Annotated in this window: 21 protein-coding genes; 9 read left to right on the top strand and 12 right to left on the bottom strand. The window is 70.0% G+C overall.

All coding sequences use genetic code 11. The features are described 5' to 3' along the window. Positions 1-51 precede the first annotated feature (51 nt). The 4 genes from BIV24_RS25920 to BIV24_RS25905 are packed head-to-tail and all read left to right on the top strand — an operon-like array spanning position 52 to position 5738. Positions 52-3231 (top strand): non-ribosomal peptide synthetase, encoded by a 3180-nt coding sequence (locus BIV24_RS25920; RefSeq protein ID WP_071368863.1) that lies wholly within the window; start codon positions 52-54, stop codon positions 3229-3231. Next, positions 3224-3610 (top strand): hypothetical protein, encoded by a 387-nt coding sequence (locus BIV24_RS25915; RefSeq protein ID WP_071368862.1) that lies wholly within the window; start codon positions 3224-3226, stop codon positions 3608-3610. The genes BIV24_RS25920 and BIV24_RS25915 overlap by 8 nt, the downstream gene beginning before the upstream one ends. Further along, positions 3607-4422: a thioesterase domain-containing protein gene (locus BIV24_RS25910; RefSeq protein ID WP_071368861.1), complete on the top strand. Its 816-nt coding sequence runs from the start codon at positions 3607-3609 to the stop codon at positions 4420-4422. Before BIV24_RS25915 ends, BIV24_RS25910 begins: the two co-directional genes overlap by 4 nt. Beyond that, positions 4419-5738 (top strand): MFS transporter, encoded by a 1320-nt coding sequence (locus BIV24_RS25905; RefSeq protein WP_071368860.1) that lies wholly within the window; start codon positions 4419-4421, stop codon positions 5736-5738. The genes BIV24_RS25910 and BIV24_RS25905 overlap by 4 nt, the downstream gene beginning before the upstream one ends. A 123-nt stretch (positions 5739-5861) precedes the next feature. On the opposite strand, the gene BIV24_RS25900 is transcribed toward BIV24_RS25905, so the two are convergent. The 6 genes from BIV24_RS25900 to BIV24_RS25875 form a co-directional block, all read right to left on the bottom strand. Further along, on the bottom strand, positions 5862-7250 hold the full coding sequence (locus tag BIV24_RS25900) for an 8-oxoguanine deaminase (protein ID WP_071368859.1): 1389 nt from the start codon (positions 7248-7250) through the stop codon (positions 5862-5864). 304 nt (positions 7251-7554) lie between these two features. Further along, positions 7555-8511, bottom strand: a complete 957-nt coding sequence (gene pucL, locus BIV24_RS25895) for a factor-independent urate hydroxylase (protein ID WP_071368858.1) — start codon at positions 8509-8511, stop codon at positions 7555-7557. Between the two features lie 7 nt (positions 8512-8518). Then, complete coding sequence (gene uraH / locus BIV24_RS25890; RefSeq protein ID WP_071368857.1) at positions 8519-8917, bottom strand: hydroxyisourate hydrolase; 399 nt, start codon at positions 8915-8917, stop codon at positions 8519-8521. Then, the gene (uraD, locus tag BIV24_RS25885) at positions 8914-9432 is read right to left on the bottom strand and encodes a 2-oxo-4-hydroxy-4-carboxy-5-ureidoimidazoline decarboxylase (RefSeq protein WP_071368856.1); all 519 of its coding nucleotides are present in this window, start codon (positions 9430-9432) and stop codon (positions 8914-8916) included. Before uraD ends, uraH begins: the two co-directional genes overlap by 4 nt. Before the next feature lie 180 nt (positions 9433-9612). After that, a complete protein-coding gene (locus BIV24_RS25880; RefSeq protein ID WP_071368855.1) occupies positions 9613-9981 on the bottom strand; it encodes a helix-turn-helix domain-containing protein in 369 nt (122 codons plus the stop codon). Beyond that, on the bottom strand, positions 9978-10226 hold the full coding sequence (locus BIV24_RS25875; protein ID WP_071368854.1) for a hypothetical protein: 249 nt from the start codon (positions 10224-10226) through the stop codon (positions 9978-9980). The genes BIV24_RS25880 and BIV24_RS25875 overlap by 4 nt, the downstream gene beginning before the upstream one ends. Before the next feature lie 628 nt (positions 10227-10854). Between BIV24_RS25875 and BIV24_RS25870 the strand changes: the two genes are divergently transcribed. Beyond that, the gene (locus tag BIV24_RS25870) at positions 10855-11553 is read left to right on the top strand and encodes a VOC family protein (RefSeq protein WP_071368853.1); all 699 of its coding nucleotides are present in this window, start codon (positions 10855-10857) and stop codon (positions 11551-11553) included. Between the two features lie 359 nt (positions 11554-11912). On the opposite strand, the gene BIV24_RS25865 is transcribed toward BIV24_RS25870, so the two are convergent. Further along, entirely contained in the window at positions 11913-13748 is a 1836-nt protein-coding gene (locus BIV24_RS25865; RefSeq protein WP_218149338.1) for a multicopper oxidase family protein, read from the bottom strand. Between the two features lie 303 nt (positions 13749-14051). Further along, positions 14052-15491 (bottom strand): MFS transporter, encoded by a 1440-nt coding sequence (locus BIV24_RS25860; RefSeq protein WP_071368852.1) that lies wholly within the window; start codon positions 15489-15491, stop codon positions 14052-14054. Between the two features lie 119 nt (positions 15492-15610). On the opposite strand from BIV24_RS25860, the gene BIV24_RS25855 reads away from it, so the two are divergent. Beyond that, positions 15611-16282, top strand: coding sequence for a TetR/AcrR family transcriptional regulator (locus BIV24_RS25855; protein WP_342745277.1), 672 nt, complete (start codon positions 15611-15613; stop codon positions 16280-16282). A gap of 156 nt (positions 16283-16438) precedes the next feature. Then, the gene (locus BIV24_RS25850) at positions 16439-17083 is read left to right on the top strand and encodes a CBS domain-containing protein (protein ID WP_071368851.1); all 645 of its coding nucleotides are present in this window, start codon (positions 16439-16441) and stop codon (positions 17081-17083) included. A 171-nt stretch (positions 17084-17254) separates the two neighbouring features. Here the strand turns inward: BIV24_RS25850 and BIV24_RS25845 are convergent, their stop codons facing one another. From BIV24_RS25845 to BIV24_RS25835, 3 genes are all read right to left on the bottom strand, one after another. Further along, positions 17255-18205, bottom strand: a complete 951-nt coding sequence (locus BIV24_RS25845; RefSeq protein ID WP_071368896.1) for a DUF5996 family protein — start codon at positions 18203-18205, stop codon at positions 17255-17257. A gap of 120 nt (positions 18206-18325) precedes the next feature. Beyond that, positions 18326-19972, bottom strand: a complete 1647-nt coding sequence (locus BIV24_RS25840; RefSeq protein WP_071368850.1) for an AMP-binding protein — start codon at positions 19970-19972, stop codon at positions 18326-18328. Beyond that, positions 19969-21648 (bottom strand): AMP-binding protein, encoded by a 1680-nt coding sequence (locus BIV24_RS25835; RefSeq protein WP_071368849.1) that lies wholly within the window; start codon positions 21646-21648, stop codon positions 19969-19971. The genes BIV24_RS25840 and BIV24_RS25835 overlap by 4 nt, the downstream gene beginning before the upstream one ends. Before the next feature lie 101 nt (positions 21649-21749). Between BIV24_RS25835 and BIV24_RS25830 the strand changes: the two genes are divergently transcribed. Further along, a complete protein-coding gene (locus tag BIV24_RS25830; protein ID WP_071368848.1) occupies positions 21750-22586 on the top strand; it encodes a helix-turn-helix transcriptional regulator in 837 nt (278 codons plus the stop codon). Between the two features lie 241 nt (positions 22587-22827). Next, positions 22828-25638: a helix-turn-helix transcriptional regulator gene (locus BIV24_RS25825; RefSeq protein ID WP_071368895.1), complete on the top strand. Its 2811-nt coding sequence runs from the start codon at positions 22828-22830 to the stop codon at positions 25636-25638. A gap of 414 nt (positions 25639-26052) precedes the next feature. Here BIV24_RS25825 and BIV24_RS25820 read toward each other — a convergent pair whose 3' ends face one another. Beyond that, positions 26053-26676 (bottom strand): Rv1733c family protein, encoded by a 624-nt coding sequence (locus BIV24_RS25820; RefSeq protein ID WP_071368847.1) that lies wholly within the window; start codon positions 26674-26676, stop codon positions 26053-26055. Positions 26677-26805 lie beyond the last annotated feature (129 nt).

Here is a 26805-nt window from a genome sequence, read left to right as displayed (position 1 = left end):
CACGGCCTTCCTGGAACCGCTCCGCGAACAGCCGAATGGAGTTCTGTGACGATGAGCACGCCGCACGCCGTCGAGTCGCGCTTCCCCCTGTCCTTCGGACAGGAGCAGCTGTGGTTCCTGGACCAGATGAGTCCAGGAGAGACCACTTACAACGTCGTCTCGGTCTACCGCCTACGCGGTCCGTTGGACGTGCCCGCCCTGGAACGCGCACTCAACCTGCTGGTGGCGCGCCATGAGCAGCTGCGGGTGACCTTCCACGCGACAGACGGTGTCCCCTATCAGGTGGTGTCACCGGCCAAGGATCGGCCACTGCCGATCCGGGACTTCAGCGCTATGGCCCCCGAGGAGCGGGAAGGCGCCCTGCGCCAGGCGCTGGAGACGGAAGCCGACACCCCCTTCGATCTGGCCGCGGGGCCGATCTCCCGGTTCCAACTGTTCCGGATGGGCACCGACGAACATGTGCTCTGCCTGGGCTTCCACCACATCGTCACCGACGGGTGGTCCGGCGGTGTGATCAGCCGGGAGATCTCCCAGGCCTATGGGGATTTCACCGCGGGCCGGGCACCCTCGCTCCCGGAGCTGTCCGTCGGCTACGGCGACCACGTCAAGCGGCAGCGCACACAGCGGGCCGACGGTGTGTGGGAGGACGAGCTGAAGTTCTGGGAGGAACGGCTGGCCGGTCTCGAGGCGCTGGAACTGCCCGCCGACCGGATCCGGCCGGCGCAGCCCACGCAGAACGGCGAGACCTTCGAGGTCGACTTTCCCGCCGAACTGCTCACGAAGGCACGCGGCTTGGCCAATGAGGCGGGCGTGTCCGTCTATATGGTGCTGGCCGCGACGCTGAACGTCGTACTGAGCCGGTACAGCGGGCAGGACGACATCGCCCTCGGAGTGCCCATGCTCGGCCGCACCGACCCCGACCTCGAGGACGTCGTCGGTCTGTTCATCAACATGACGGTGCTGCGTTCCGACCTGTCCGGTGATGTCACGTTCACCGAGCTGCTGGAGCGCATCTCCGACACGAATCTCGACATGCACGACAACCAGGACGTGCCGTTCGACCATGTCGTGGACCGGGTTCAGCCGACCCGGGAGGCGGGCCGCAACCCGCTGTTCCAGATCGCCTGCCAGCTGCTCGGCGATACGACCACCGGCTACTCGCTGGAGCTGACGGGACTGACGACCGAGTCGATCGCGGTGGCCGGCACCCGCTCACGGTTCGACCTGTCGTTCAGCTTCGTGGAAGGTGCCGAACGGCTGCTGCTGATCGTCGAGTTCGCCACGGACCTCTACGACCGCTGGCGGATCGAAGCCCTCGTCGGGCACCTCCAGACAGCGCTCGCCGCGGCCGCGGCCTCCCCGGACACCCCGGTCTCCGCGCTGCCGCTGCTGCCCGAGGCGGAGCGCCGCGAGCTTCTGGCGGCGGGGCGAGGCCCCGACTTCGCCTATCCGACCGAGCCGGTGCACGCGACCGTCGCGCGGATCGCCGAGGAGCACCCCGACCTGGTCGCGGCCGTCTGCCGCGGGGTGGAGATGACCTACGGCGAGCTGATGCGCCGCGCCGGCAAGCTCGCTCGGTACATCCGCTCCCGGGGTGTGCGGCACGAGGATGTCGTGGCCATCGCGATGGACCGCGACCTGGACGCGCTGGTGGCGATCCTGGGCGTCATGGTGTCCGGCGCGGCCTACACGATCATCGATCCCACGCACCCCAACGCCCGTCTGAACCACATGCTGCAGGACACCCAAACACCACTGGTCATCACGCGGGAGGCCGCGCTGGGGGACCTGCCGGACTCATGCGGTTGGGAAAGCGTACGGATCGACGCCGACTGGGACCTCATCGAAGCGCAGCCGGACGACGAACCGCTTGAGGAATGGGCGGCTCCGGCCTCCATGGTCTACGTCCTCTACACCTCCGGGTCGACCGGGCGGCCCAAGGGCGTGGTGATCGAGCAGCGCGGTCTGCGCATGTTCATCGAGGCCTACCGGCGCAGCTTCGGCGAGTGGAATCACGAGGATCGGCTCCTGCAGCTGCCGGCGCTGACCTTCGACATGTCCCAGGGTGAGATCTTCGCTGGTCTGATCAGTGGCTCGACGCTGGTGCTGGTGGCGCCGGAGGACGCCTCCTCGCCGGAGTCCCTGGCCGCTCTGATGCGTGGGCAGCGGGTCACGTACGCCGGTCTGTCGCCTGCGATCCTGTCCGTGGTCGAACCGGGGCCGTACCCGGATCTGAAGTACATAATGGGTGGCGCGGAGGCGCTGCCTGCGGAGCTGGTCAACAAGTGGAATCTGCCGGGCCGGAAGTTCGTGAACCTCTACGGCCCCACGGAGGCTTCGGTGGCGACCACCGAGTACCTGTGCGAGCACAAGGAGTGGCAGTCGTCGCCTCCCATCGGCCGGCCCGAATTCGGCCGACTGCACTACGTGGTCGACAAGGAGTTCAACCTGGTACCGGTAGGAGTCCCGGGCGAATTGCTGATCGGCGGCGACGAGGGCCTGGCGCGCGGCTATCTCAATCTGCCGGAGTTGACGGAGGAGAAGTTCGTCCCCGACCCCTTCCTGGGTGAGGGCCGGGTCTACCGCACGGGTGACCTGGTGCGCTGGACGCGCGATTTGCAGATCGACTTCATCGGCCGGCTGGACAACCAGGTGAAGCTGCGGGGGCTCCGCATCGAACTCGGTGAGATCGAGTCCGGGCTGCTGAACCATCCGAAGGTGCGCATGGCCCTGGTCCTGTTGCGCGAGGACGGCGGAGAGAAGCAGCTCGTCTCCTACTACACCGTGCTCGGCGACACCCCGCCGACCGTCGCCGAACTCCGCGAGCACCTGGGCCGCACGATGCCCGAGTACATGGTGCCGACGGCTTGGGTGGAGCTGTCGGAGTTCCCGCTGACTCCGGCACGCAAGATCAACCGCGCCGCGCTCCCGGCTCCTGTGTCTGCGGCCGACGGCGCAGCGAGCTTCGTCGCCCCGGTGACCGCGACCGAGAAGAAGGTGGCCGAGGTGTTCGATGCTGTGCTGTCCATTCCGCAGGTCGGCTCTGACAGCAACTTCTTCGAGCTAGGGGGCAACTCGCTGCAGGCGATGCGTGTCGTGAGTCGGCTCAACAAGCACTTCGGCGTCAAGGTCAACGTCCGTCTGCTGTACAACGGCGCCACGGTCGCCACGGTCGCCACGGCCATCGACGCGCTGACGGAGGCCAAGAAGGCGGGGGCTGCGCGTGCTTGACCCCTCGCGGGCGGTACTGCCGTCCCGGGACTCCCGTCAGTGCGCCTCCGGCGCGGCGCGTGCTTCGCTGTCGCGCCGGAGGGGCCGGTTTCTGGACGGGCCTCGCGGGGGCCTGATCGTCGTCGGCCGAAAGTGCACGGCGCTCGGCCCCGACGGCCGCACCCCCCTCGCCCGGCTGATGCGGCGAGCCGTCTTCCCCCAGTCGCAGGGCACGCCGAGCCCCGCGACGATCGCGGCCAAGGCACATACGTTCAGGTCAGTGGCGAAACTGTCCGTACGTCTGCTGTACGACAACCGCACTGTCAGCGCCCTCGCCTCCGTCATCGACCAGCGGCTCGCACAGCCGGCACCGACCGCGAAAGGAGCGTCGGCACAGTGATCGAGCCCTCCGCCGACAGTCTCGTACCTCTCCGGGCGACGGGCAGCCTGTCCCCTCTCCACTGCGTCCATCCGGTCTCCGGATCGCCGTACTGCTACGCAGGTCTGACCGGCGAACTTGACGCGGATCGTCCGGTGTTCGGCTTCGAAGCGCCCGGTTTCGACGGCGTCTTGGAGCCCGCCGGGTCTATCCGGAAGCTGGCCGAACTGCACACGGCCACCCTCAGGGCAACCCGCCCACACGGCCCCTACCGGTTGCTCGGCTGGTCGCTCGGCGGAGTCGTCGCCTACGAGATGGCCCGGCTGCTGTCCGCCGCGGCGGAGGAGGTGCCACTGCTCGTCATCGTCGACGCGGCGGTACCGCAGTCGGCGCCGCTGCCGCCCGAGGAGACCCTGGCGCGCTACTTCCTGTACGACTTCCTCGGCGTCACGAGCGACCGGGCGCCCGGCGTCGACAAGGCTGCGTCGGGTCTGCCGCCAGGGGCACAACCGCTGGAGCTGTTCACCGCGGTGGAGCGCGAAGGCGTCGTTCCCGAGGAGTTCGACGCGGAGTTCCTGCTGGAGCGCTACGCCCTCTTCCGCACGCATGTCTCAGCCTTGCGGCAGCACCCCTTGGAGGGGGTTCACCACGGGCCCGCGGTCGTCATCAAGGCCGCGGAGTCGGACGACCGGCTGCTGGACTGGAGTCCTCATCTGAGTCGGTTGACCGAGTACACGGTGCTCGGCGATCACCACTCCATATGGCAAGGCGAAGGGCTGACCGCGATCGGCCATATCGTCAACCAGGCCCTACGAGAGGTGACTTCGGCATGACGGAGCACACCACCCACTCCGGAGCGGTCGCCGGAGCCGAGCCGGAGGGCCCGCCACCCTCGCTCTGGCGCAACCGGGACTTCCTGGTGTTCTGGGCGGGCGAGGCGTTTTCCCTCTACGGCACCCAGGTCACCAATCTCGCGCTCCCGCTCACCGCCGTGCTGGTCTTCGAAGTGGGGGCCGAGCAACTCGGCCTGCTGCGGTTCGCCCAGCTGGTGCCGTTCCTCGGACTCGCCCTCGTCTTCGGTGTCTGGGTGGACCGGATACGCAAGCGCCCGGTGATGTTGGGTGCCAACCTGGCCAGGATGGTGCTGATCGGCCTGGTACCCGTCCTCTACCACTTCGACCTGCTGACGCTCCCGCTGCTGTACGCGCTGGCCCTCGGCGTGGGGGTGGCTTCGGTGCTCTTCGACGTCAGCTGGATGTCGTACGTTCCCGTACTGGTGAAGGACCGGCGCAGCCTGCTGGAGGCCAACACCAAGCTCAATGCCACGCTCTCGTCGGCGGACATCGCCGGTCCAGGTGTGGCCGGCACACTGGTGAGCGCGTTCTCGGCGCCCTTCGCCATGACCGCCAACGCCTTCACGTACGCCGCCTCGGTACTGTCCCTGATCGCCATCAGGACACCCGAGCCCACCCCAAAGGCCCCCCGGTCAAGACGACACCTGCGCGCCGAACTCGCCGAGGGCCTGCGCTGGGTGTTCGGCAACCGGTGGCTGCGTGCCATCGGGCTCGTCGGCTGCTCCTGCAACTTCCTGCTCACCATGGTGCAGTCGCTGTTCCTGCTGTACGCCGTCCGCGACAGAGAGCTGTCCGCCGCCGCGGTCGGCTTCATCATGGGCGCGGCCGCCGTGGGAGGCCTGCTCGGCGCACTGGTGTCCGGCATGGTGGTGCGCCGGTTGAGCGTGGGAACCACCTATCGGGTGTCGGTCTCGATCATCTTCCTCGGCCCCTTGCTGATTCCGGCTGCCGCCGGTCCTCGCTGGCTGGTCGTGGTCCTGTTCGTGGCCTCGTTCTTCATGGAGTACTTCGGCAGCAGCGTCTCGAACGTGCTCATCGTGAGCCTGCGCCAGACCATCACTCCCCAGCACCTGATGGGACGGATGACGGCTGCCATGCGCATGCTGCTCTACGGCGGCGGCGCGCTGGGAGGTCCTGTCGGCGGTCTGCTGGCGGCAGTGGCGGGACTCCATGGTGCTCTGTGGATCGCGGGCCTGATCTCCGCGGTGATGCTGATCCCGATCATTCTGTCCCCCGTCGGCAAACTACGGGACATGCCGACCGGACCTGAGGACAGCATGGTCACCTCACGGTGAGGCCCGCCGCATGGCACCGACCGCAGCCGTACTCGTGGAAGGTGCCGCCGTTTGCGAACGGCACGGCGGTTCTCCGGTAGGCGGCACGTCCGGCCGGGAGCTGTCCCTCCCGGCCGGGGTCCTTCATCTGCTCAGGTCCCGTGCGGCGATCCGCGCGAGGCGTCGCGCCTCTGCCCGCGTGGAGCGGGCGATCGCGTCCTCGTCGACATGCACCAGCCTGCCGTTCTCCACGACCGGCTCACCGCCTACGAGCGAGAGCGTGACCGGGGCCGCCGCGCCGAAGACCAGCGCGGTCACCGGATCGGCGATCGCGGCGTGGGCCAGCGTGTCCAGCCTCCACAGCACCAGGTCGGCCAGCTTGCCCGGTTCCAGGGAGCCGATCTCGTTTGCCCTGCCCAGGACTTGGGCACCGCCGTGGGTGCCGAGACGTAGCGCCTGACGGGCGTTCAGGGCAGTCTCGCGATGGGCGCCCAGGCGGTTGATGAGGAGGGCGTTGCGCAGTTCGGTGTGGAGTTCGCCGGACTCGTTGGACGCGGTGCCGTCGACGCCGAGGCCGACCGGGACGCCGGCGGCGAGCATGTCGGGTACGCGGGCGATACCGGCCGCCAGGCGGGCGTTGGACGACGGGCAGTGGGCGACGCCCGTCCCGGTACGGGCGAAGGCGGCGATGTCGGAGTCGTTCATGTGGACGCAGTGCGCCATCCACACGTCCTCGCCGAGCCAGCCGGTGGACGCGAAGTAGTCCGTCGGGCCCATGCCGAACAGCTCGCGGCAGAACTTCTCCTCCTGCACCGTCTCCGAGCCGTGGGTGTGCAGCCGTACGCCTTTTACCCGCGCCAACTCGGCGGCCTGTTTGAGGAGTTCGGTCGAGACGGAGAACGGGGAGCAAGGGGCAACGGCCACCTGGGTCATGGCGTCGAAGGAGGCGTCGTGGTGCTCGTCGATGGTGGCCTCGGTGGCGGCCAGTGCGCCCTGCAGGGTCTCCACGGCGAAGTCCGGCGGCAGACCGCCGTCCGATGCGCCGCGGTCCATGGAGCCGCGGGCGAGGGTGAAGCGGACTCCCGTCTCGCGGGCGGCGCGGATGATGGCGCCGGACAGGTCGCCGGTTCCCTTCGGGTAGACGTAGTGGTGGTCCATGGCGGTGGTGACGCCGCCGCGGGCCATCATCGCCAGGGAACCCTGCGCGGCCGCGTACACCATCTCCTCGTCGATGCGCGCCCAGGTCGGGTACAGCGCGACGAGCCAGTCGAAGAGGTTGTGGTCCGTGGCCAGACCCCGGGTGATCCACTGGTAGAAGTGATGGTGGGTGTTGACCAGGCCGGGGGTCACCAGGTGGTCGGAGGCGTCGATGCGGCGCACGACGTTCTCCAGGCCCTCGGGGGCCTTGCCCGCACCGACCGCCTCGATGCGGTTGCCGGCGACGACGAGGTACCCCGATGCGTACTCGGTGTCCGCGACGTCCACGGTCGCGATCGAGCAGTTCTCGATGACGATGCGCCGGGTTGCTGCCATGGTTGGTCCTTTTCGCTCTGTGGAGAGGGCACGGCAGGACCCTGGGAGTTCGAGTGCCGCGGCCCGGAAGCCGGGTCCGGGACCCGCCCGGGTGCCGACGGGGTGGGTGCCCCCGACGGTCGGGGGCACCCACGGACGCTTACGAACTGGGGAGCAACAGGGAGCAGCGTCGCGGCGTCCGGCACGGCCGCTCACGGCGTTGCCGAAAAGTCCTGGTAGCTCCGCTACGAGGACCTTCCGGCGCCTTGCGATCGACCGCACCGGACGCCGCTCCTTCACCCACTCCCTATTGCTCCCCAGGTCGTTACAGGTTGGTGAGGTCGACGGGGATCCTCGCCTCGCAGCCGTCCCGGAGGATGGTGGCCTCGATCAGACCGTAGGGGCGGTCGGCGGCGTAGTACACAGCTCCGTCGGCGGTGGCGTTCTTCAGCCCGAACGGCTGCAGATCCACCAGGAAGTGGTGCTTGTTCGGGAGCGAGAAGCGGACCTCGTCGATCTCAGTGCGGTTGTCGATGATGCGCGCGCCCATCTGGTACAGCGTCTGCTGCAGCGAAAGGGAGTAGGTCTCCGCGAACGCCTGGAGCATGTGCTTCTTGGTCTGCTCGTAGGCCGTGTCCCAGTGGGGCATCTCCTGGTCGTCGTCACCCCAGTTGAACCGCCAGCGGGCGGAGACCTGGGTGGCCAGGATGCGGTCGTGCGCCTCGGGGAGTGTCGTGTACTTGTCCTTGATGTACCCCCAGAACTCGGAGTTGGTCGAGTTCATCACTACGAGGTCCTTGAGACCGGAGATGACCTCCCATGACGATCCGTCATACGTGATCTGGGTCAGGCGGGTCTCCTGGCCCTTGCGGACGAAGGAGTGCTTCGCCTCGTCGGCGCCGATGGGCCTGGAATCGGCGTCGGAGGTCTCGATCCGTGCCCAGGCGTATTCCTCGATGCGGATGCGGGCCCTGTGGATCGGCTCCTGCGAGGTGACGAAGTGCCGGGCGAGGTGGATGCCGAACTGCTCGGCGGACTCGATGCCGTGCTCCTTGGCGAACGCGTACACCGTGTTCTTGGTGGTGTCGGTCGGCAGGACGTTGGCGTTGGAGCCGGAGTAGTGGACCTCCTCCATGTCACCGGAGAGCGACACCGATACGTTCAGGTCCTTGATGTGGTGGGTGGCGCCGTCCCTCGTGATCTTCACGACTCGGTTCTCGGCCTTGCCGTACTGGTTCTGTCCCAGGATCACAGGGCGGGCAGAGCGGGAATGGGCTGCCATGTGTCTGCTAGCTCCCTCGGTAAACGGAGTAGCCGAACGGGTTGAGCAGCAGCGGTACGTGGTGGTGCTCCCCCGCTGCCACGGCGAACGTGACCGCCACCTCCGGGAAGAACGCTCCTCGGGCACCGCTGTCCCGATTCGCGGGGGCGTCCTGCTGCGCATCGGCTCGGTTCTTCTCGAAGTACGGCTCCACGGCGAAGTCGAGCCGTACGTGGGTCGTTCCTTCCGGCAGGGCCGGGAGGTCCTTGCACCGCCCGTCGGCGTCGGTGGTGGAGCCGCCGAGTGCCTGCCAGTCCGCGTCACGCCCGCTGCGGGCGGCGAGCCGGACGGCGATACCCCCGGCGGGGCGGCCGGCGCTGGTGTCCAGGACGTGGGTGGACACGGAGGCGGTGGTGCTGGTGCTCATGCTCGGGCGTCCTCTTCGACGAGTCGGGCCAGTCGGATGCGGTTGATCTTGCCCAGTTCGGTGCGGACGATCTCCCGTTCCCGCTCCGGCGCGTTGCCGATCCGTTCCCTGACCGCGTCGCGCATCTGTTCGCCGGTCCCGCCGGTCGCGCAGATCAGGAAGACATGCCCGAACTTCTCCTGGTACGCCAGGTTGAGTTCGAGCATCTCCGCCTTGAGCTCGGCGGAGGCACCGGCCATGCCGCGCTGCTCGCGGGCCGAGGCCGGGTCTCCGGGCTTGGGGCGGCCGATCGGCGGGTGCCCGGCCATCGCCTCCTCCAGGTCGGCCGTGATCAGCTCGGCCATGGCGGCATCGCTCGCGGCGTAGAGGTCGGTGCTGGTGGCGTAGGGGCGGGCAACCAGCAACCGTCGTACCCACGCCGTGGAGGCGCACGTCTCGTGGAGGGCGGCGAAGGCCTCCGGCTCGTCCAGATCATTGAACCGGGCCAGGCCCGGGGGTGTGGAAGTCGAGGTCACGGGAGCCTCCGTGGCAGGGTCGGCGGCCTTCGTGCTGTGCGGGTTGCGGATAGCTAACGCTGCCGGAAACACGGCGTCAACAGTCTGTTGAAAATTCGGATGGCATTCGGATGCCATTCGGATGACAAGAGCCGCCGCCCGGGTGCGGGCGGCGGCGGGTCACTCGGGACCAGGACCTGATCAGGCCTCTTTCTCGCGATTGAGGTAGTTGTAAACGGTGAAGCGGCTGACCCCGAGCGCGCTCGCCACAATCTCCACGCCGTGCCGTACGGAGAAGGCACCCCGCGCCTCCAGTGTCCGTACGACCTCCTGCTTGGACTTGCGGTCCAGGTCGGCGAGCGGCTTGCCCTTCTTGCGTTCCATGGCGGCCAGGATGTGGTCGAGGGATTCGGCCAGTTGCGGCAGGCGTACGGCGACCACGTCGGCGCCCTCCCAGGACAGCACGACGTCGTCGGGGCCGGCCTCGTCGGGCGGGAGCATCAAGCCGCCCATGGCGTCGACCAGTGGCTTCACAGCCGCGATGAACGGCTCGTTCCGCGCGCCGGTCACTTGTCCTCTCCGATCACGTTGACCTGCAGCGAGATCCGGGTGGCGCCGCTTGCCAGGCTCTTGCGCAGCAGGGTGTCCACGGCCGTGAGGACCGCGTCGGCGCCTCCTTCCGCGGTGTTGCCGAAGGGTCCGACGTCCACCGCGTCCAGGTCCGCCGTCTCGATGACTTCGCGGGCCGCCAGCGCGTGTCCGGGCGCCTCGCCGAGGTCGAAGGGCTCGGTCGTGAATTCCACTCTCAATCGCACTGTGCCCCCATGGCATCGTCTGTGACCTGCGCGTTCACTCAGTCCCTGGTTGAGAGGGCACATCCGGGGCACATCCCCTCGCCAGTGCACCGAACGCCCGGCCCACCGCCGCCCTGGTCCGTTCCTGCGACTCGGAGAAGAAAGGGCTGTGGCCGCTCAGGGTCATCGCGGCATCGGTGTGCCCCGGTCGCTCCGAGACGACCTTAACGGACTCCTCCCCGGCGATCAGCACAGATGCGTGGGCATGCCGTGGCTTCTCCACCCGGGCCACGAGGTCACCCGCGAACGGCGGTCCGCGCCCTGCGCAAGGAATGAAATCCCTGGCATCATCGGAGTCCTGACGGATAGTCGGCGGCAGGACGTGCGGCCCGACGCCGATGGGTTCGGCCGCGGTACGTGTACGGCAGCGTGCGTATGCCGTCTACGCAACCCTCAAATCAACCTCTGAACACGAGCGGCGAGGCTTCAACTCCCCCCGGACGCGGGCACATTCTCGGCGTACGGGGCCCGCCGGCACGGGGGCGGCGGGCCCCGCGGGGTTCGGCCCGAAGGTGGCGGTCCGTGGGGGGTGGACCGTCATCCTCGGGCCGGCACTGTGTTGTCAGTACCACCCGCTAGGTTTTCTCGCATGACCTACGCAGAGAGCAAGATCGAGCGTGTCAGGCCGCAGCAGTTCCATGAGACCGCCGGCCTGGAGGACTGGCGAGTCCTCGGTGAGGGAGCGTGCACGTACTTCCGCACGGGATCGTTGACCGTCGGCGCGAAGCTGGTACAGGCGATCAGCGAGCTGCCCGGTGTCGATGCCGGCCACCCGGACATCGATGTGCGACACGACGGCGTGACCGTGCGTCTGATCACCCTCACCAGCGACTTCTACGGGCTGAGCGAGCGGGACGTCGAGCTGGCCCGGCAGATCTCGGCCGCGGCGAGCACGCTCGGACTCCCGGCGGACCCGTCCGCCGTGCAGACCGTCCAGGTCACGGTCGATGCTCTTGCCGGTCCCGAAGTGGTGCGGTTCTGGCGTGCGCTGCTCGGCTATGCCGATCGCGCGAACAGCCCCGAGGACTTGATCGACCCGCAGCGTCGCGGGGCGCCGTTCTACTTCCAGGAGATGGACGCACCGCGCCCTCAGCGCAACCGGGTTCACGTCGATGTCTGGGTGCCGTATGACCAGGCGGAAGCGCGCATAGCGGCCGCCATTGCCGCCGGTGGCCGCCTGGTGAGCGACGCCCACGCTCCGGGGCACTGGGTGCTGGCCGACCCTGAGGGCAACGAAGCATGTGTCGGGACCGCCGGCTGGACCGGCCCGGAACCCGCCCGGTGGTGACACCGCACCAGGCCGAAGATCAGCAGCAGCCCGCCGATCGCCAGTTGCAGGGCGGACGTCGGCAGCCAGGAGGTCAGGGTTTGACATGCTCCTCGGGCTGAAGCCCGAGGATTCTGGCCGTCCCACGGGTTGCCGTGCCGCTACGCGGCACGGTTTCCGTGTGGGATTCCATGGCTTCCTGTTTCCTCACGCTGTGCCAGAACGGGTTCCGCAACAAACCGCGTCCACACCCGACTACAGCGGACGCCTCTGATCCACAGGCCGCGGGGCGGGGCTGCACATCCTTGGTGTGCGGCCCCCTCCTCGTCCCACGGCATGGGCCCGAGCCTGAACTCGGCCGAAGACGCGCCCGCCAGATGTCAGGCGGGGCCGACGAGCAAGGGCCGCATCATCTCGTTGTCCTCGTGTTCCAGCATGTGGCAGTGCCACATGAACCGGCCTGCCCGACCGAAGTGGACTTTGACGCGGGTGATTTCGTGCGGATAGGCGAACACCGTGTCCTTGAAACCGCGTTCCCACGCTTCCGGCGGCCGGCGGGTTCCCGCCGGGACCGCTTGCCGGTCGACGACCTGGAACTGGATCTCGTGGATGTGAATGGGGTGGGCGTCACTCGTCAGGTTGACGATCTCCCAGATCTCCGTCGCCCCCTGCGCGGGGTTCTCCGTGACGGGGTCGCCCCACCCCAGTGGCTTCGGCTTGCCCTGTGCGTCGAAGGTGCCGAGCAGCACCTGGCGGGCGCTCACGTGCGGCAGACGGGTGGAGGCCACCTCGTTGAGACTGACCCGGCGGGTACGGGAGGCCGGTCCCAGCGGCTCGAAGTGAGGCAGTGTGAGCTGTGCGGGAGGCGTCGACGTGTCCGCCGTGGTGAGCGGCCCGACCACGAACTTGATGACCTGCCCGGTGGTCTTGGCGTTCGCCGCGGCGAAGTCCTTCCCGGGCGTTCCCCCCGTATACACGGCGTCCGGCCCCTCGTTGATCAGGTACAGCTCGGTGCCGACCGGGAAGGAGGTGAAGTCGACGATGACATCGGCGCGTTCGGCCGGCGCGAGCAGCACGTCCTCGCGTCGAACGACCTTGGGCAGGAAGCCTCCCTCGCTTCCCAACTGCCACCAGGCAAGCGCCGCCGGTGCCGGCCTGTGCGCCACCGGGTCGGTGACGGTCTTCAGGATCAGGGAGCGTGCGTTGCAGCCGTTGAGGAACCGGAACCGGTAGCGGCGCGGTTCCACCCGTAGCACCGGCCACGTCCTGCCGTTGGAGACCATCGTGGTACCGAAGTACTCCGGGTTCCAGATCGGCGCGATGTCGCTGCCGGGCACATAGGGCCCCTTGAACCCGTCGAACTGCGCCCGGCTCGACGGGTAGAACAGGCTCCCGTCGGCGCGGAACGAACGGTCCTGGATGACGATCGGGATCTCGTAGTAGCGCTTGCCCGGCGGGTCCCCGAGCCGCGGCGCGGGTCCGGGCAGCACGCCGTCCTCGAGCTCGGACGTCCCACCGCGCAGCAGGTAGAAGCCCGCCATGCCGGCGTACACGTTCAGCCGGGTCAGGCCCAGGGTGTGGTCATGGAACCACAGCGTGGTGGCCCGGCCGGGGTTGGCGTAGTGGAAGACGGCCTCCCCCGGCCCCCACGGCACACCGTGCCGCTTCTCGGACTTCTTCGCGAACTCTTCGTAGAAGGATCCGACGCGCGCGTAGTCGCGGGGGATACCGCGCGCGTCGGGCAGGTACCACGCCTCGGCGTACCCGTCGCTCGCTTCGCCGTTCGCCCCTCCGTGCAGGTGGGTCACCATGGGCACAGGCCCCGTGTACGGCCCGGGCGTCGAGGTGAACGTGGGCTGTGAGTCCCTCCCCGAGACTCCGCCCGGCGGGTTCGCCCAGTGCAGGGTGGGATCGACCGGCAGCAAATGCGGCAGATGCCTGCCGTTGGCGTCGACCAGCTGGTTGACCCACCTCACCTGGACTGCCTGGTTGCACGTGGCCTCGACGGTGCAGGAGGGGGAGTAGAACGTCTCCGGATGTCCGGGCGACCCGTATCCCCACACCGTCGTGGCCGGTCCGCCCGGGGGGAGCATCTGCTGACGGAACTGGCGGACGGCGATCGTGTAGGAGTCCGGGTCCGCCCCGCGGTCCGGCGGCATGACCGCAGGTATCACGAGTTCGGCGGCGTACTTCTCTATCGCCGCGGGATCGAGCACCCCGGCTTCCACGGGCAGGGCCCGCGGAGTCGAAGTCGAATGACCGGAGACGAGTAAAAATGACGTTCCGCCTGCGACACCTGCTTGCAGGACACGCCGCCTACTGATCATGGTTTTCTCCACATCTCGGTCAGGTCAGTGGGGAAATGCACAGCACCGGTGGTCCATGCAGCAAGCTGCCGGCTACGGGCAATCCTGGCATCGGCCCGGCGGGGGCGCACGATGGCTGCCCCTTCCGGGGGACGTCACGTCGAGGGTTGCTGCCGACGGCCGAGGGCGCCCGGTGGCGAACTGCTCACGCTCTCAGTGCACATGGGGGCCGCCGGTGCTGTGCGGCTTGCTGTGCGGTACGAGGACGAGCGAGACCAGCGCGCTCGCCGCGGCCACGATGGCAGCGAGAACGAAGGCGTCCCTGAAGCCTGTGACCGCTCCGGCCTCGATTCCGGAGGCGGCGACGGTCGACAGCACGGCGACGCCGACCGAACCGCCCACCTCGTGGAAGGTGTTGACGACTCCGGAGGCCAGCCCGGCCTCCTCGGGGGCGACCAGGGCGAGCGCGGTGGTGGTGGCCGTGACGAAGACCGCGCCGACGCCGAGCGAGGCGACGACCATGCCGGGCAGCAGCCGCGCGTACACGCTGCCGTCCGCCGACAGCCAGGCCAGGGGAACCATGGCGGCTGCCGCGAGCGCCATGCCGCCGACTGCGGTCACCCGGCTGCCGATCCGGCCGACCAGACGCGAGCCGAGGTGCGCGCCGATACCGGTCACCGCGGCCACGGGCAGGAAGAAGAGACCTGTCTTCAGGGCGCTGAAGCCGCGGACGTGCTGAAGGTAGACCGAACCCAGGAAGAAGAAACCGATGAGCAGCGCAGTGGCACCCAGCATCAGAAACGCGCCCGCGACCACCGGGCGCCGGGTGAGCATCCGCAGGTCCATCAGCGGGACCCGGCTCGCCCGCTCCACGGCGGCGAAGGCCGCATACAGGACGAAGGCACCGAGCAGCGGCAGCAGCGCGGTCGCGCTCCCCCAGCCCGCGTCTCCCGCCTTCACCAGGCCGTAGATGAGCGACCCGGTACCCGCGGTGACGAGCAGGGCGCCCGGCAGGTCGAGCCGCGTGGGTTGCGGCGTGCGGCGCGGGAGCAGCGAGGGCAGGACCGCGAGAGCGATGACACCGATGGGTACGTTGACGTAGAACACCCACGGCCAGCCGGGTCCGTCGGTCAGCGCGCCACCGACCAGGACTCCGGCGGCCGATCCGGTGCCGCCGAGCGCCGCCCACACACCGAGGGCCTTGTTGCGTTCCGTGCCGTGGAAGCTGGTCGTGACGACCGACAGGGCTGCCGGCGACAGCAGTGCGGCCCCCAGCCCCTGGAAGACACGGCCGGTCAGCAGCATGGGCGCGCCCGTGGCGAGGCCGGTGACGAGCGAGGCGGCGGTGAACACGGCGAGCCCGGCGAGCACCGTGCGGTGGGCGCCCAGCAGGTCCGCGAGACGGCCGCCGAGCAGCATCAGTCCGCCGAAGCACAGGGTGTACGAGGTGACCACCCAGGTGAGCGCCTCACGGCCGAGGCCGAGCTCGGCGGCCATGTCGGGCAGGGCGACGTTCACGACGGTGACATCCAGGATCAGCATGAACTGGGCGACGCAGAGCAGCGCCAGTACCGGCCAGCGGCGGGGGTCGGCCGCCCCGGGCGGCTCGGCCGCGTGCCCGGTGGCATGGTCCGTCGGATGGGTGTGGCTCATGGCGATTCCTCCGCAGGGGGTGCGGAAGTGCGGCTCCCCCGCTCTTCCATCAACTGAACTGTACGGATCAGTTCATATGAACTCAACTGTTCAGTTCAGATGCCGGGTAGGATGACGCCATGCCCTCCATGAACGCCACGCCCGCGGGCAAGCGGGCGCCCGCCGGGCCCCGGGCCGAGGCCAAGCGACAGGCCATCGTCAAGGCAGCCAGGGAGCTGTTCCTGCGCGAGGGCTTCGACGTGAGCGTGGACGCGATCGCCGCGGTCGCGGGCGTGTCCAAGGTGACCGTCTACAACCACTTCGGCAGCAAGGAAGCCCTGTTCATCGGGGTCGTCAAGGACTCACTCGACGGCCCGCTCGAGGGCGCGCTGGTCACCGCGATCGACCGGCTCTCAGCTTCCGACGACCTGCGGGAGACGCTCACCGCCGCCGCCCGCGCCTGGGTCCACGGCCTCCGCGCCAACCCCGACGTTCTCGCCCTGCGCACCGTCGTCGCCCGCGAACTGCACCGCTTCCCCGAGCTGGGCGCCGTCTGGCAGCACGCGGGACCGGAGAGCCATCACCCCGCCGTCGCGGGGGCTCTGCAGCGGCTGGTGGACCAGGGGCGCCTCGACATCCCCGACATCGAGGCGGCCATCGTCCAGCTGTACTCACTCCTGCTCTTCCCGCACCTGGTGTTCAGCGCCTATGGCACGGCCATCGACGACGGCCTCACCGAGCGCCTGATCACCGGCGGGGTCGAGATGTTCCTCGGCCACTACGGGCCGCGCCCGCGCCATACCGAGTCGTAAGCGCAGGCCCGGCAGCCCCCTGGACGTGGGACCGTCGGCCCTCCCCGCCAGGCCGAATGTCACTGGTCGCCGAGGCGGCGCGGTGCTGTCATGGAGAGAAGAGAGGGCGGCGGAGGCCGGCGCGGGCCCCGCCGCGAAGCGGAGGAGGCCGATGCCATGCTGCACCGCCGCACGGTCGGTGACGTGATGACCGAGGAGGTCGTCACCCTCGGCCCCGACACCCCGATCCACGAGGTCGCCACCCTGCTGGATACGAACGACATCGCCGCGGCCCCGGTCATCGATGACGACGGCGCCCCCATCGGTGTCGTGTCCGCGTCCGACGTACTGCGGCACGAGACCGGCCTGCCCGATCCGCAGGGGCAGGAAGGGGACGACGAGCGCGCCTGGGGCAAGGCCCGGGCCCGGACCGCGGGCGCACTCATGAGCAGCCCCGCCTTCACCGCCCGCGCCCACTGGACGATCCCCCGGGCCGCACGGGAACTCCGCACACGACACGTCAAGCAGCTGCCGGTGGTAGACGACAAAGGGCTCCTCACCGGCATCGTCACCCGCGGCGACCTGCTGAACACCTTCATCCGCTCCGACGCCGAGATCCGCAGCGACGTCGAGCGGGACGTCCTCGGGCGCATCCTCGGCCTGGAGCAGGGCACCGTCACAGTCGAGGTCCAGGACGGGATCGTCACCCTGCGGGGTCGTGTATCACAACCACGTCTCGTCGGGGTGGTCGTGGGCCTCTGCCAGGGCCTCGACGGTGTCGTATCCGTGGTCGCCCACCTCGCCACCGCCCGGACGGATTAGACCTGGTGGCCCGGCAGGCAACCTTCGCCCCGTCGCGACGCCCGGCACGCTCCTCCAAGCTCTTCGAGCAGGGGGACCCCCAGAGCACGCTCCCCCACTCTCGGCTTCGCTCGAGCGGGAGGTGTCCCCATGACGCCGCTCCTTGACGGGCGAACGTTGCCTGCCGGGGCACTAGGCGAGGTGTCGGTGGTCGGCGATGTGGGCCGCCTCCAACGCCTCCCGGTCCCAGCCGCCCAACTCGGCGACCGCCTCATAGGTGTCGTGCAGGAATTCACTCAGCACCCGGTCTGGGTCGGCGGCGGCGGCAACCGCCTCGTAGGGCAGTACGAACTCACCGAGATCCCGCTGGTACGACGCCGCGGCGGGGCGGACCGGACGGTCGGCGAAGCCGGCGGGTTCGGGATAGGCGTAGGCGTAGAACGCGCCCTCCTCACCACCGCCGGGCCAGAATCCGCAACTGGCCAACTCGAGGGAGTACGCCTCCGTTGTCACCCAGTCCGGGCAGTTGGGGATGCCGCCGCTGGGATGGGGCGGCGCGGGGCGCCCGGAGAAGCGGGTGCAGGCCAGGTCCATCGCCCCCCAGAAGAGGTGCACGGGGCTGATCTTGCCGACGAACTGGGACCGGAACTCCCCCAACGCCCGGTTTGCCTGCAACAGTTGGCCCCAGAACAGCCGGGCCGAGCGCGGGTCGTAGGAGGCGTGCCGGAAGTCCTCCGCGAACGGGATGGCCGGGGCCACCTCGTTCGGCCGGGCGTGTATGCGGGTCTGGATGCCCAGCTCCGCCAGTGCGAGCATGATCTCGGCGTAGAACCGGGACACCGATTTGGGCTCCAGCGCCAGTTCACGCAGGCTTCCGTCGCTGACGCGTATGCGCAGCCGATGGTCAATGAAGTCGAACTCGATATCGAACGCGCCGGTGCGGTACGGGATCGCGGAGGTGTTCAGTCCCCGTGGGCTGACGTAAAGGGTCACCTGCCACCAGTGGTTGACCATGGGTGCGTGGGCCAGCCGGATCTTGCCGACGATCTGGGTCCACATCTGCAGGGTGTCGCGGGTCTCGGCCCAGTCCGCCACCCGCAGTCGCGGCCAGCTCCCGACCTGCTCTGTCGTGTGCCCGGTCATCATGCCTCCCACGAGCCTCGCCGCTCCGGCACGCGGGCCGGGGCGCGGGGCGGCTTACCGCCGCCCCTGACGCCCGCACAGACCAGCGGACGGCCCATGAGGAGCGCCCGCTGGTCCAGGCTATTCCCTGGAGTCAGGACCCACCACGGGAGACGGCCTCCGGTCCGCGTACCTCTCCCGCAGTTCGATCTTGCGCACCTTTCCCGACACGGTCATCGGGAAGGATCCGAGGATCTGAACCCTGCTGGGGATCTTGTAGTGCGCGAGCCGCTCCGCGCAGAAGGCCCGCAGTTCCTCCAGCGTCGGCACGTCGGCCGGGTCGCGCGGGATCACACAGGCGAGGACCTCCTCGCCGTACCGCTCGTGGGGAACGCCGACGACCTGGACGTCGGCGATCTTCGGGTGCGCGTACAGGAACTCCTCGATCTCGCGCGGGTAGACGTTCTCGCCCCCGCGAATGATCATGTCCTTGATGCGGCCGACGATCTCGACGTAGCCGTCCTCGCGCATCATCGCCAGATCGCCGGTGTGCATCCAGCGGCCGGGATCGACGGCCTCCGCGGTCTTCTCGGGCTCGTTCCAGTAGCCGAGCGTCACGCTGTAGCCGCGCGTGCACAGCTCACCCGCCGAGCCGCGTGGCAGGGTGACACCGGTTGCCGGGTCGACGATCTTGACCTCGATGTGCGGCAGGACCCGGCCGACCGTGGCGGTGCGGTGCTCCAGGTCGTCGTCCCTGCGTGTCTGCAGCGACACCGGCGAGGTCTCCGTCATGCCATAGCAGATGGACACCTCCTCCATGTGCATCTCGGCGACCACGCGCTTCATCACCTCGACCGGGCACGGCGAGCCCGCCATGATGCCGGTCCGCAGCGACGACAGGTCGTAGGTCGCGAAGTCGGGGAGGCTCAACTCGGCGATGAACATCGTCGGTACGCCGTACAGGGACGTACAGCGCTCCTGCTGAACCGCCCGCAGCGTGGCCGCCGGATCGAAGGACGGCGCCGGGATGACGATGCACGCCCCGTGGGAAGTGATACCGAGATTGCCCATTACCATGCCGAAGCAATGATAAAACGGCACCGGCAGACAAACCCGGTCCTGCTCGGTGTAACCGACCGTACGGCCCACCCAGTAGCCGTTGTTGAGGATGTTGTGGTGGGAGAGGGTGGCGCCCTTCGGGAATCCCGTGGTGCCCGAGGTGTACTGGATGTTGATCGGCTCGTCACAGCTCACCTCTGCGGCCAGGGCGATGAGTTGATCCTGCGGTACCGAGACCGCGCCCGCCGTGAGTGCGGTCCAGGACGGGTCGCCTATGTAGACCGTCTCGCGCAACTCGGGGCAGCCGCCGCGCACCTCGTCGACGAGAGCGCGGTAGTCGCTCGTCCGATGGCTGAGGGAGGCGACCAGCAGCGAGACCCCGGCCTGCTTCAGCACATACGCCAACTCGTGTGCACGGTAGGCGGGGTTGATGTTCACCATGATCGCCCCGATGCGGGCGGTGGCGTACTGGATCAGCACCCACTCGGGGCAGTTGACCGCCCAGATGCCCACCCGGTCGCCCTTGCACACGCCCTTGGCGAGCAGTCCGCGCGCCACCTCGTCGACGGCGGCGCCGAACTCGGCGTACGTCCAGCGGCGTCCGGACTCCACGTCCACCAGGGCGTCGCGGTCCGGATACGCGGCGACCGCCCGGTCGAGGTTGGCGCCGATGGTGTCGCCCAGCAGCGGTGTGGTGCTGGTTCCGTGGGCGTACGACAGTGCCGTCACCGGAAGTCCTCCTCGCGGTACTCCGCCGTGGACCCGGCGGCCGTGGCCTCGCGCAGTGCGATCCGGCGGATCTTGCCGGAGACGGTCTTGGGCAGGTCGCCGAACTCCAGTCGGCGGATGCGCTTGTAGGGGGCGAGAGTCTCCCGGGAGTGCTCGAAGAGGACCTTCGCGGTGTCAGGGCCGGGCTCCCAGCCCGCGGCAAGCACGATGTACGCCTTCGGAACGGCCAGCCGCAGCTCGTCCGGCGCGGGCACGACGGCCGCCTCGGCCACCGCCTCGTGTTCGAGCAGCACGCTCTCCAGCTCGAAGGGCGAGATCTTGTAGTCGGAGGCCTTGAAGACGTCGTCGGCCCGCCCGACGTAAGTGATGTATCCGTCCTCGTCCCGCGAACCGATGTCGCCCGTGCGGTAGTAGCCGCCCGCCATGGCCGCGGCGGTGCGGTCGGCGTCGCCGTGGTAGCCGGTCATCAGGCCGACGGGCCGGGCCGAGAGGTCCAGGGCGATCTCGCCCTCGCCCACGCCGGGTGCGCCGGTCACCGGATCCAGCAGCTCGATACGGTAGCCCGGGCTGGGACGGCCCATCGAGCCGGTCTTCAGCGGCTGCCCTGGGCTGTTGGAAACCTGCACGGCCGTCTCGGTCTGGCCGAAGCCGTCCCGGATGGTCACGCCCCAGGCGCGCCGCACCTGCTCGATCACCTCGGGGTTGAGCGGCTCACCGGCCGCGACGGCCTCACGGGGCGGGGTGCGCAGCTGGGTGAGGTCGGCCTGGATGAGCATGCGCCACACGGTCGGCGGGGCGCAGAAGGTGGTCACGCCGGCCCGGTCCATCTCGGCCATCAGCCGACTCGCGTCGAAGCGCGTGTAGTTGTGGATGAAAACGGTCGCCTCGGCGTTCCACGGGGCGAACAGGTTCGACCAGGCGTGCTTGGCCCAGCCCGGCGAGGAGATGTTGAGGTGCACGTCCCCGGGCTTGAGGCCGACCCAGTACATGGTCGCCAGATGGCCGACGGGGTAGGAGACATGGGTGTGCTCGACCAGCTTGGGGTGTGCGGTGGTGCCGGAGGTGAAGTACAGCATCAGCGGGTCGTCGGCCAGTGTGGGGCCGTCGGGCGCGAACAGCGCGGAGGCGGCCTCCATGTCCTCGAACGGCTGCCAGTCGCCGCCCGCACCGCCGACCGCGATCCGGGTGTAGTCACCGGGCACCTCGTCGAACTTGCCGATGTCCTCGGCGCGCACGATCACATGCCGGACCCGGCCGCGGTCTACCCGGTCGCGCAGGTCGGCGGGGCCGAGCAGCGGGGTGGCCGGGATGACCACGGCGCGCAGCTTCATCGCGGCCAGCGCCGTCACCCACAGCTCGGCCTGGTTGCCGAGCATGACGAGAATGCGGTCCTCGGCGCGTACTCCGCGCTCGCGCAGCCAGTTCGCGGCCCGGTTCGAGCGTGCGGACAGTTCCGCGAAGGACAGACGGGTCTCGCGGCCGTCCTCCTCGACGATGTGGAGCGCTGTGCGGTCGTTGCCGTCCGCGATGACGTCGAACCAGTCGAGCGCCCAGTTGAAGTGCTCCGGACGCGGCCACTGGAAGCCCGCGTACGCCGTGGCGTAGTCCTCCCGGTGCGCGAGCAGGAAGTCCCGCGCGATCCGGAACGCGGCCGCGGGATCGGTGTTCGCCGTCATGTGTCCTCCTCCTTGCCGGACAGCTGCCTCACATCGTGTAATCCGTGATGCAGATCTCACCACCCCCGAACGGGGGTGCGCCGCGATGAAGGGGCGAGCACGTGGCAGCTGACGCAGCCGAGACGGTGGAGGTGCGCGGCGCGCTGGTGCGGCTGCGGCGCGTGACGGGGCTGCCGGTCGCCTTCGGCGGCCTCGTGGAGCCGGGGCGGCCGCAGATCCGGATCAGCGAACTCAGCGGCACCGCGACGACGGCGTTCAGCGCGCTGGCCGTCGTCACCGGCAACGGGCTGGGCGGCAAGGCGGCCGTACTGGCCCGGCCCTGCGCGGTGACGGACTACTCGGCATCGCAGCGCATCAGCCACGAGTACGACGCGGCGGTGGCGACGGAGGGCATCAAGTCCGTGCTCGCGGTGCCGGTGGTCGTACGCCGGCGGGTCCGCGCCGTGCTGTACGGCGCGCTGCGCACGGCCCAGCCGCTGGGCGACCGCACGCTGAGCGCGGCCGTGGATGCGGCGCGGGACGTGGAGCAGTCGCTGGTCGTCCGGGACGAGGCACAGGCCCTGCTGTCGGCAGTGCGGGAGCCCGCGGGGCCGTCCGGTGCGGCCTGGGAGCAGGTCCGCGAGGCCCATGGCACGCTAAGGGCGCTGGCACAACGGGTGGAGGACCCGGTGGTGCGGGCCGAACTCCTCCAGGTGTGCGGCCGTTTGGCCGGTGCGACCGCCCCCGGGGCCCCGGCACAGGCGGTGGGGCTGGCGCCGCGGGAGGTGGACGTCCTGTCGTGTGTGGCGGGGGGCGCGACGAACGCGGCGACCGCGGAGCGGCTGGGGCTGCGCCCGGAGACCGTGAAGGCGTATCTGCGGTCGGCGATGCGGAAGTTGGGCGCTCACACGAGATGGGAGGCGGTGGTCGCCGCGCGGCGGGCCGGGATCCTGCCGTAGGCCCCTCGTCGGCCGGCCGTCTTTCGTCTCTCTGCCACCCCTCCCCCGCACCGCTTCCGGCGGATCACCACACACCCCCTATCCGCACTCCTCCGGATTGCCGTCCTGTCCTGCCATTCACTCGGCGCTCCCGGGAATTCCCGTGTAACGACCGAGTGTTATTACCTTCACCACACGGTCTGGCCGAATTCCGAAGACCAGGTGCCTAATATTGCGCAGGACACGACACTCGGAAGGCGTGGTGACCGTGCGACGGGACGTCAAGGAGCCTGTGCGGCTCCGCTCCGACCTGGTCATCGGCCGCGAGGAACTGCTGGCGGGGGCGCGCGAGCAACTCGCCGGCGGAGGCAGTGTGCTGGTGCACGGCCCGGCCGGAATAGGAAAGTCGACCGTCCTGCGCGCACTGACCGCGGAATACGGCAAAGCGGTACGCACCGTGTTGCGCTGCTCGGCGACCGAGTCCGAATCCCATCTTCCCTTCCTGGCCCTGGCCGACCTCCTCGGTCTGGTCGTGGACCAGGTCGCCGACCGGCTGCCCGCCCCGCAGCGCACCGCCCTGGAGTCCGCGCTCACCGGCCGCGGGGAGTCCACGCTGCAGCGGGACGGACTCGCGCTGCGGCTCGCGGTGCTGTCGGCCCTCCGTGCGCTCGCCGCCCGCGGCCCGGTGCTGATCGTCGCCGACGACCTCCAGTGGCTGGATCCGGCCAGCACCGAACTCCTCGGCTTCGCCGCACGGCGCCTCGGCGGCACACCCGTGCAGATGCTGTGCGCGGTGCGCACGCACACCGAGCCGCAGGCCCGGGAGCACGATCGCTATCTGCGATCGTCCCCGCCGGACACGCTGCCGGTCAGCGTCAACCCGCTCTCGCGCGGACAGGTCGCCGAACTCCTCGACCATCGCGGCCACACCGGACTGCCCCGCTCCACCGTCCGCGACATCCACCGCACCAGCGGCGGCAACCCGCTGTTCGCGCTGGAGCTCGGCCGTGCCCTCGCCGAGAGCCCGACTCCGCCGAGTCCCGGCGAGCCGCTGCCCGTGCCGACCTCGCTGCGCACGCTGGTCCGTGGCCGACTGGAGGCGCTGTCCGAGGATGCGCGCCGCACCCTGCTCGTGGCGAGCGCCGGGGCACGCCCCACCCTGGCCCTGCTGCTCGCGGCGGGCCGGGAGAACGCGGAGGCGGAGACCGCGCAGGCCGCCGCGCTGGGGCTGCTGGTGGCAAAGCCGGACGCGCCCGGCATCCGGTTCGCGCACCCGCTGATATCGGCCGCGCTGTACGCCGAGGCGAGCGCACAGGAGCGGCGTGCCGTGCACGCCGCACTGTCGACGGCGGCCTCGGACCCGATCGAGCGGGCCCGGCATCTCGCGCTGGCGTCGACCGGAACGGACCCACGGGTGGCCGCGCAGCTCGGCGAGGCCGCGGCCGTGGCCCGGGACCGGGGCGCCCCGTCGGTGGCGGCGGGGCTCGGGCTGCTCGCGGCCCGGCACACTCCCGTGAACGCCGTACCGGGTCCGCACGAGCGGCGGCTGCAGGCCGCCGAGGACGCGCTGACCGCCGGGGAGACCGACCTCGCCCGGGATGTCGCCCACGAAGTACTGGCGCATGCGATGGACCCGGCGGACCGGGTGCGGGCGTGGATGGTCGTGATCGACGCGGCCGGGCACGCCATGGCCGGGGTCGACGCGGCCTTCCCACAGGCGCTGGCGGACGCGGGCGACGATCCGCGGCTGCTCACCCGGGTGCACTACCGGCTCGCCTGGCGGGCGCTGATCGTGCAGGGCGACTTCGAGCAGGCCCGAAGAGAGGGCGCGCTCGCCGCCGACCTGGCGGCACGCGCGGGCGAGCGGCGCGGCGAACTGCTGGCGCTGGCCTTCCAGGCCCAGACCGAGACGCTGATGGGGCACCCGGACGCGCCCGCGACGATCGAACGGGCCCTGGACGAGCCGCAGGACCCTCGGGTGGCGTGCGACCACAACGGCGCGGGCGCCGCGCGGTTCCGCTGGCTGATCATGAGCGATCAGCTGACCGAGGCACGCAAGACGATCAGTGCGCTGCTGCGCGAGGCGCGGCGGCGCGGGATCGTCGAGGCCGAGATGCACTTCCTGCGCGGGCTCGCCGAGACCGAACTGCGGGCCGGACACTGCGGGCGGGCGCTGGCCCTGGCACACGAAAGCCTCGGGCTGGCGCGGGACACCGGGATCGGGGAGGCCGCGAGCGCCGTGCTCACCTCGCTCGCCGAGGCCGCGGGCGGGGAGGTGGACCGGGCGCTGGCGCTGGCCCGGGAGGCTGTGGCCCGCGCCGAGGAGGACGGTGATGTGCTGTACCTGTCCCGGGCGCTGGCCGCCCTGGGGCACGCCCGGCTGGTGGCCGGGGACGCGGCGGGGGCGGTGCGGTCCCTGCGCAGGGTACGGGAGTTGGAGGCAGGCCTCGGGATCACCGACCCGGCCCGCGGACGCTGGCACGGGGACCTCGCCGAGTCCCTGGTGGGCATCGGAGAGCCGGCCGAGGCGCAGGAGGTCATCGACGCCACGCGCACCGGTGCGCTGCGGCTCGGACGGGAGAGCGTGCTCGCGGTGCTGGACCGGGCGGAGGCGCTGGTCCGCTCGGCCCGCGGGGAACCGGACGCGGCCGCACGCCGGTTGACGTCCGCTCAGGCCCGGCTGGCGAAGCTGGGCTACGGCCTGGAGGAGGCACGGGCGGCGTACGCGCTGGCGGATCTGCGCACCCGGCGGCCGGGACCGGCGTCGTACGACGAGGCGGCCCGTCTCTTCCGCCGCTGCCGCGCGATGCCGTGGCTGCGCCAGGTGGAGACGGCCGTGGTCACGGGCCCGGCGCGGCCTCCACTGGCCGCCGCCGCGCTCGACTCCCTCGCCGCGACGGAACGGCAGGTCGTCGCGCTGGTCATGGAGGGTGCGATGAACCGTGAGATCGCCGCACGCCTGTTCATCAGCGTCAAGACGGTGGAGGCGACGCTGACCCGCGTCTACCGCAAGTTGGGGATCCGCTCGCGGGTGGACATCGTGCGCCTGGCGGCCGGGCGCGGCTCCGGCTGATCTCCACCCGGACGCCCAAGGGCTGGTTTACGCGCGGGGATCGAGGGTTAACCCTGCCCACCTCCCTTAGGGGGTTCCCTCATTGGGAAGGACCCGCTCCGGCTTCTAGCGTGAGGACGTGCCGCCCGCCCGGGCACATGGGGTCTGTCCCGGGACCCCGTGCATCGCCCCGCCCGAGCGCCCCCCCACGGGCAACCCTTGAGGAGACTCATGTTCGGGCTCACACGCGCCAAGCCACCTGACTGACGGCCACGTTCTCGGACCTGGCGACGATTCAGTCAACCCCCGACTCCTGCATAACTCCTGAGTACGCCTCAGGTACGAGGCCAGGGGGCGTTGCGGGCCTCCACGAGCGGCCCGCAACGCCCCCTCTCCACGTTCCCGCCACGCACCGGCCCAGGACACGGCCGGGGATCACATGGAGGTGGTCCAGCGGGGGGCCGTCTCGGCCCATGCCGTGTCCCAGTCGGCGAGGTTGCGCCGTTCCAGCCTGTGGCGGAGGGCGGCGTACGCTCCGCCGCCGGTGAGAGCGGTGGCCATGGCGGTGAGGAGGGCCCAGCCGATGGCGCGGTCACGGATCTGATGTGCCGTCATGGGTGGTTCGGTGAGCGTGCCGTCGCCGTCGACCCAGACATGGATCCTGCTACCCGCGGGCAGTCCGGGTTCGGCGTCGGCCTTCGCGGCGCGTGCGCGGCCGTCCAGGTCGGTGTAGCGGACCGCGACCGGGTACACGGCGTTCTTCGCCTCGTCCGATCCCGGTTCCGGATGGCGGGGGGCGTCGTGTTCGAGGACCGCGGTCGTGCGGTGCCGGGTCCGGGAGTCGTGCTCGGCGGTCTGCTGCAGGTTGCGGTACGCGGCGTGGCCGGCCAGCAGCGTGGCGGTGGGCGTGCCCACCACCGTGGCCAGCAGCAGACCAAGGCCGATCCACCCCTGCAGCAGATCGGTGGGGCGACGCAGCGGGTTGCGTCTGAATCGCCACCACAGGACGCGTGAGGGGACCTCGGGGGGCGGCTGAGCCTGCGGGATCTCGCCGGCCACGGTGTATCTCTCCTTTCGCATGCCGAGGCGGTTCGAGCGGGTGGGACGGGGATGGGGAATGGGGACGGGGGTGGCGCGGGGACGGGGGTGGCGACCGGGCCTAGTGCTGTGACCGGAAAGGTTCACCGG

It is taken from the genome of Streptomyces colonosanans (assembly GCF_001866645.1).
Taxonomy (GTDB): Bacteria; Actinomycetota; Actinomycetes; order Streptomycetales; family Streptomycetaceae; genus Streptomyces; species Streptomyces colonosanans.
The sequence above is the reverse complement of the archived record's forward strand: the minus strand, read 5'-3'. Positions and strand labels throughout refer to the sequence as shown.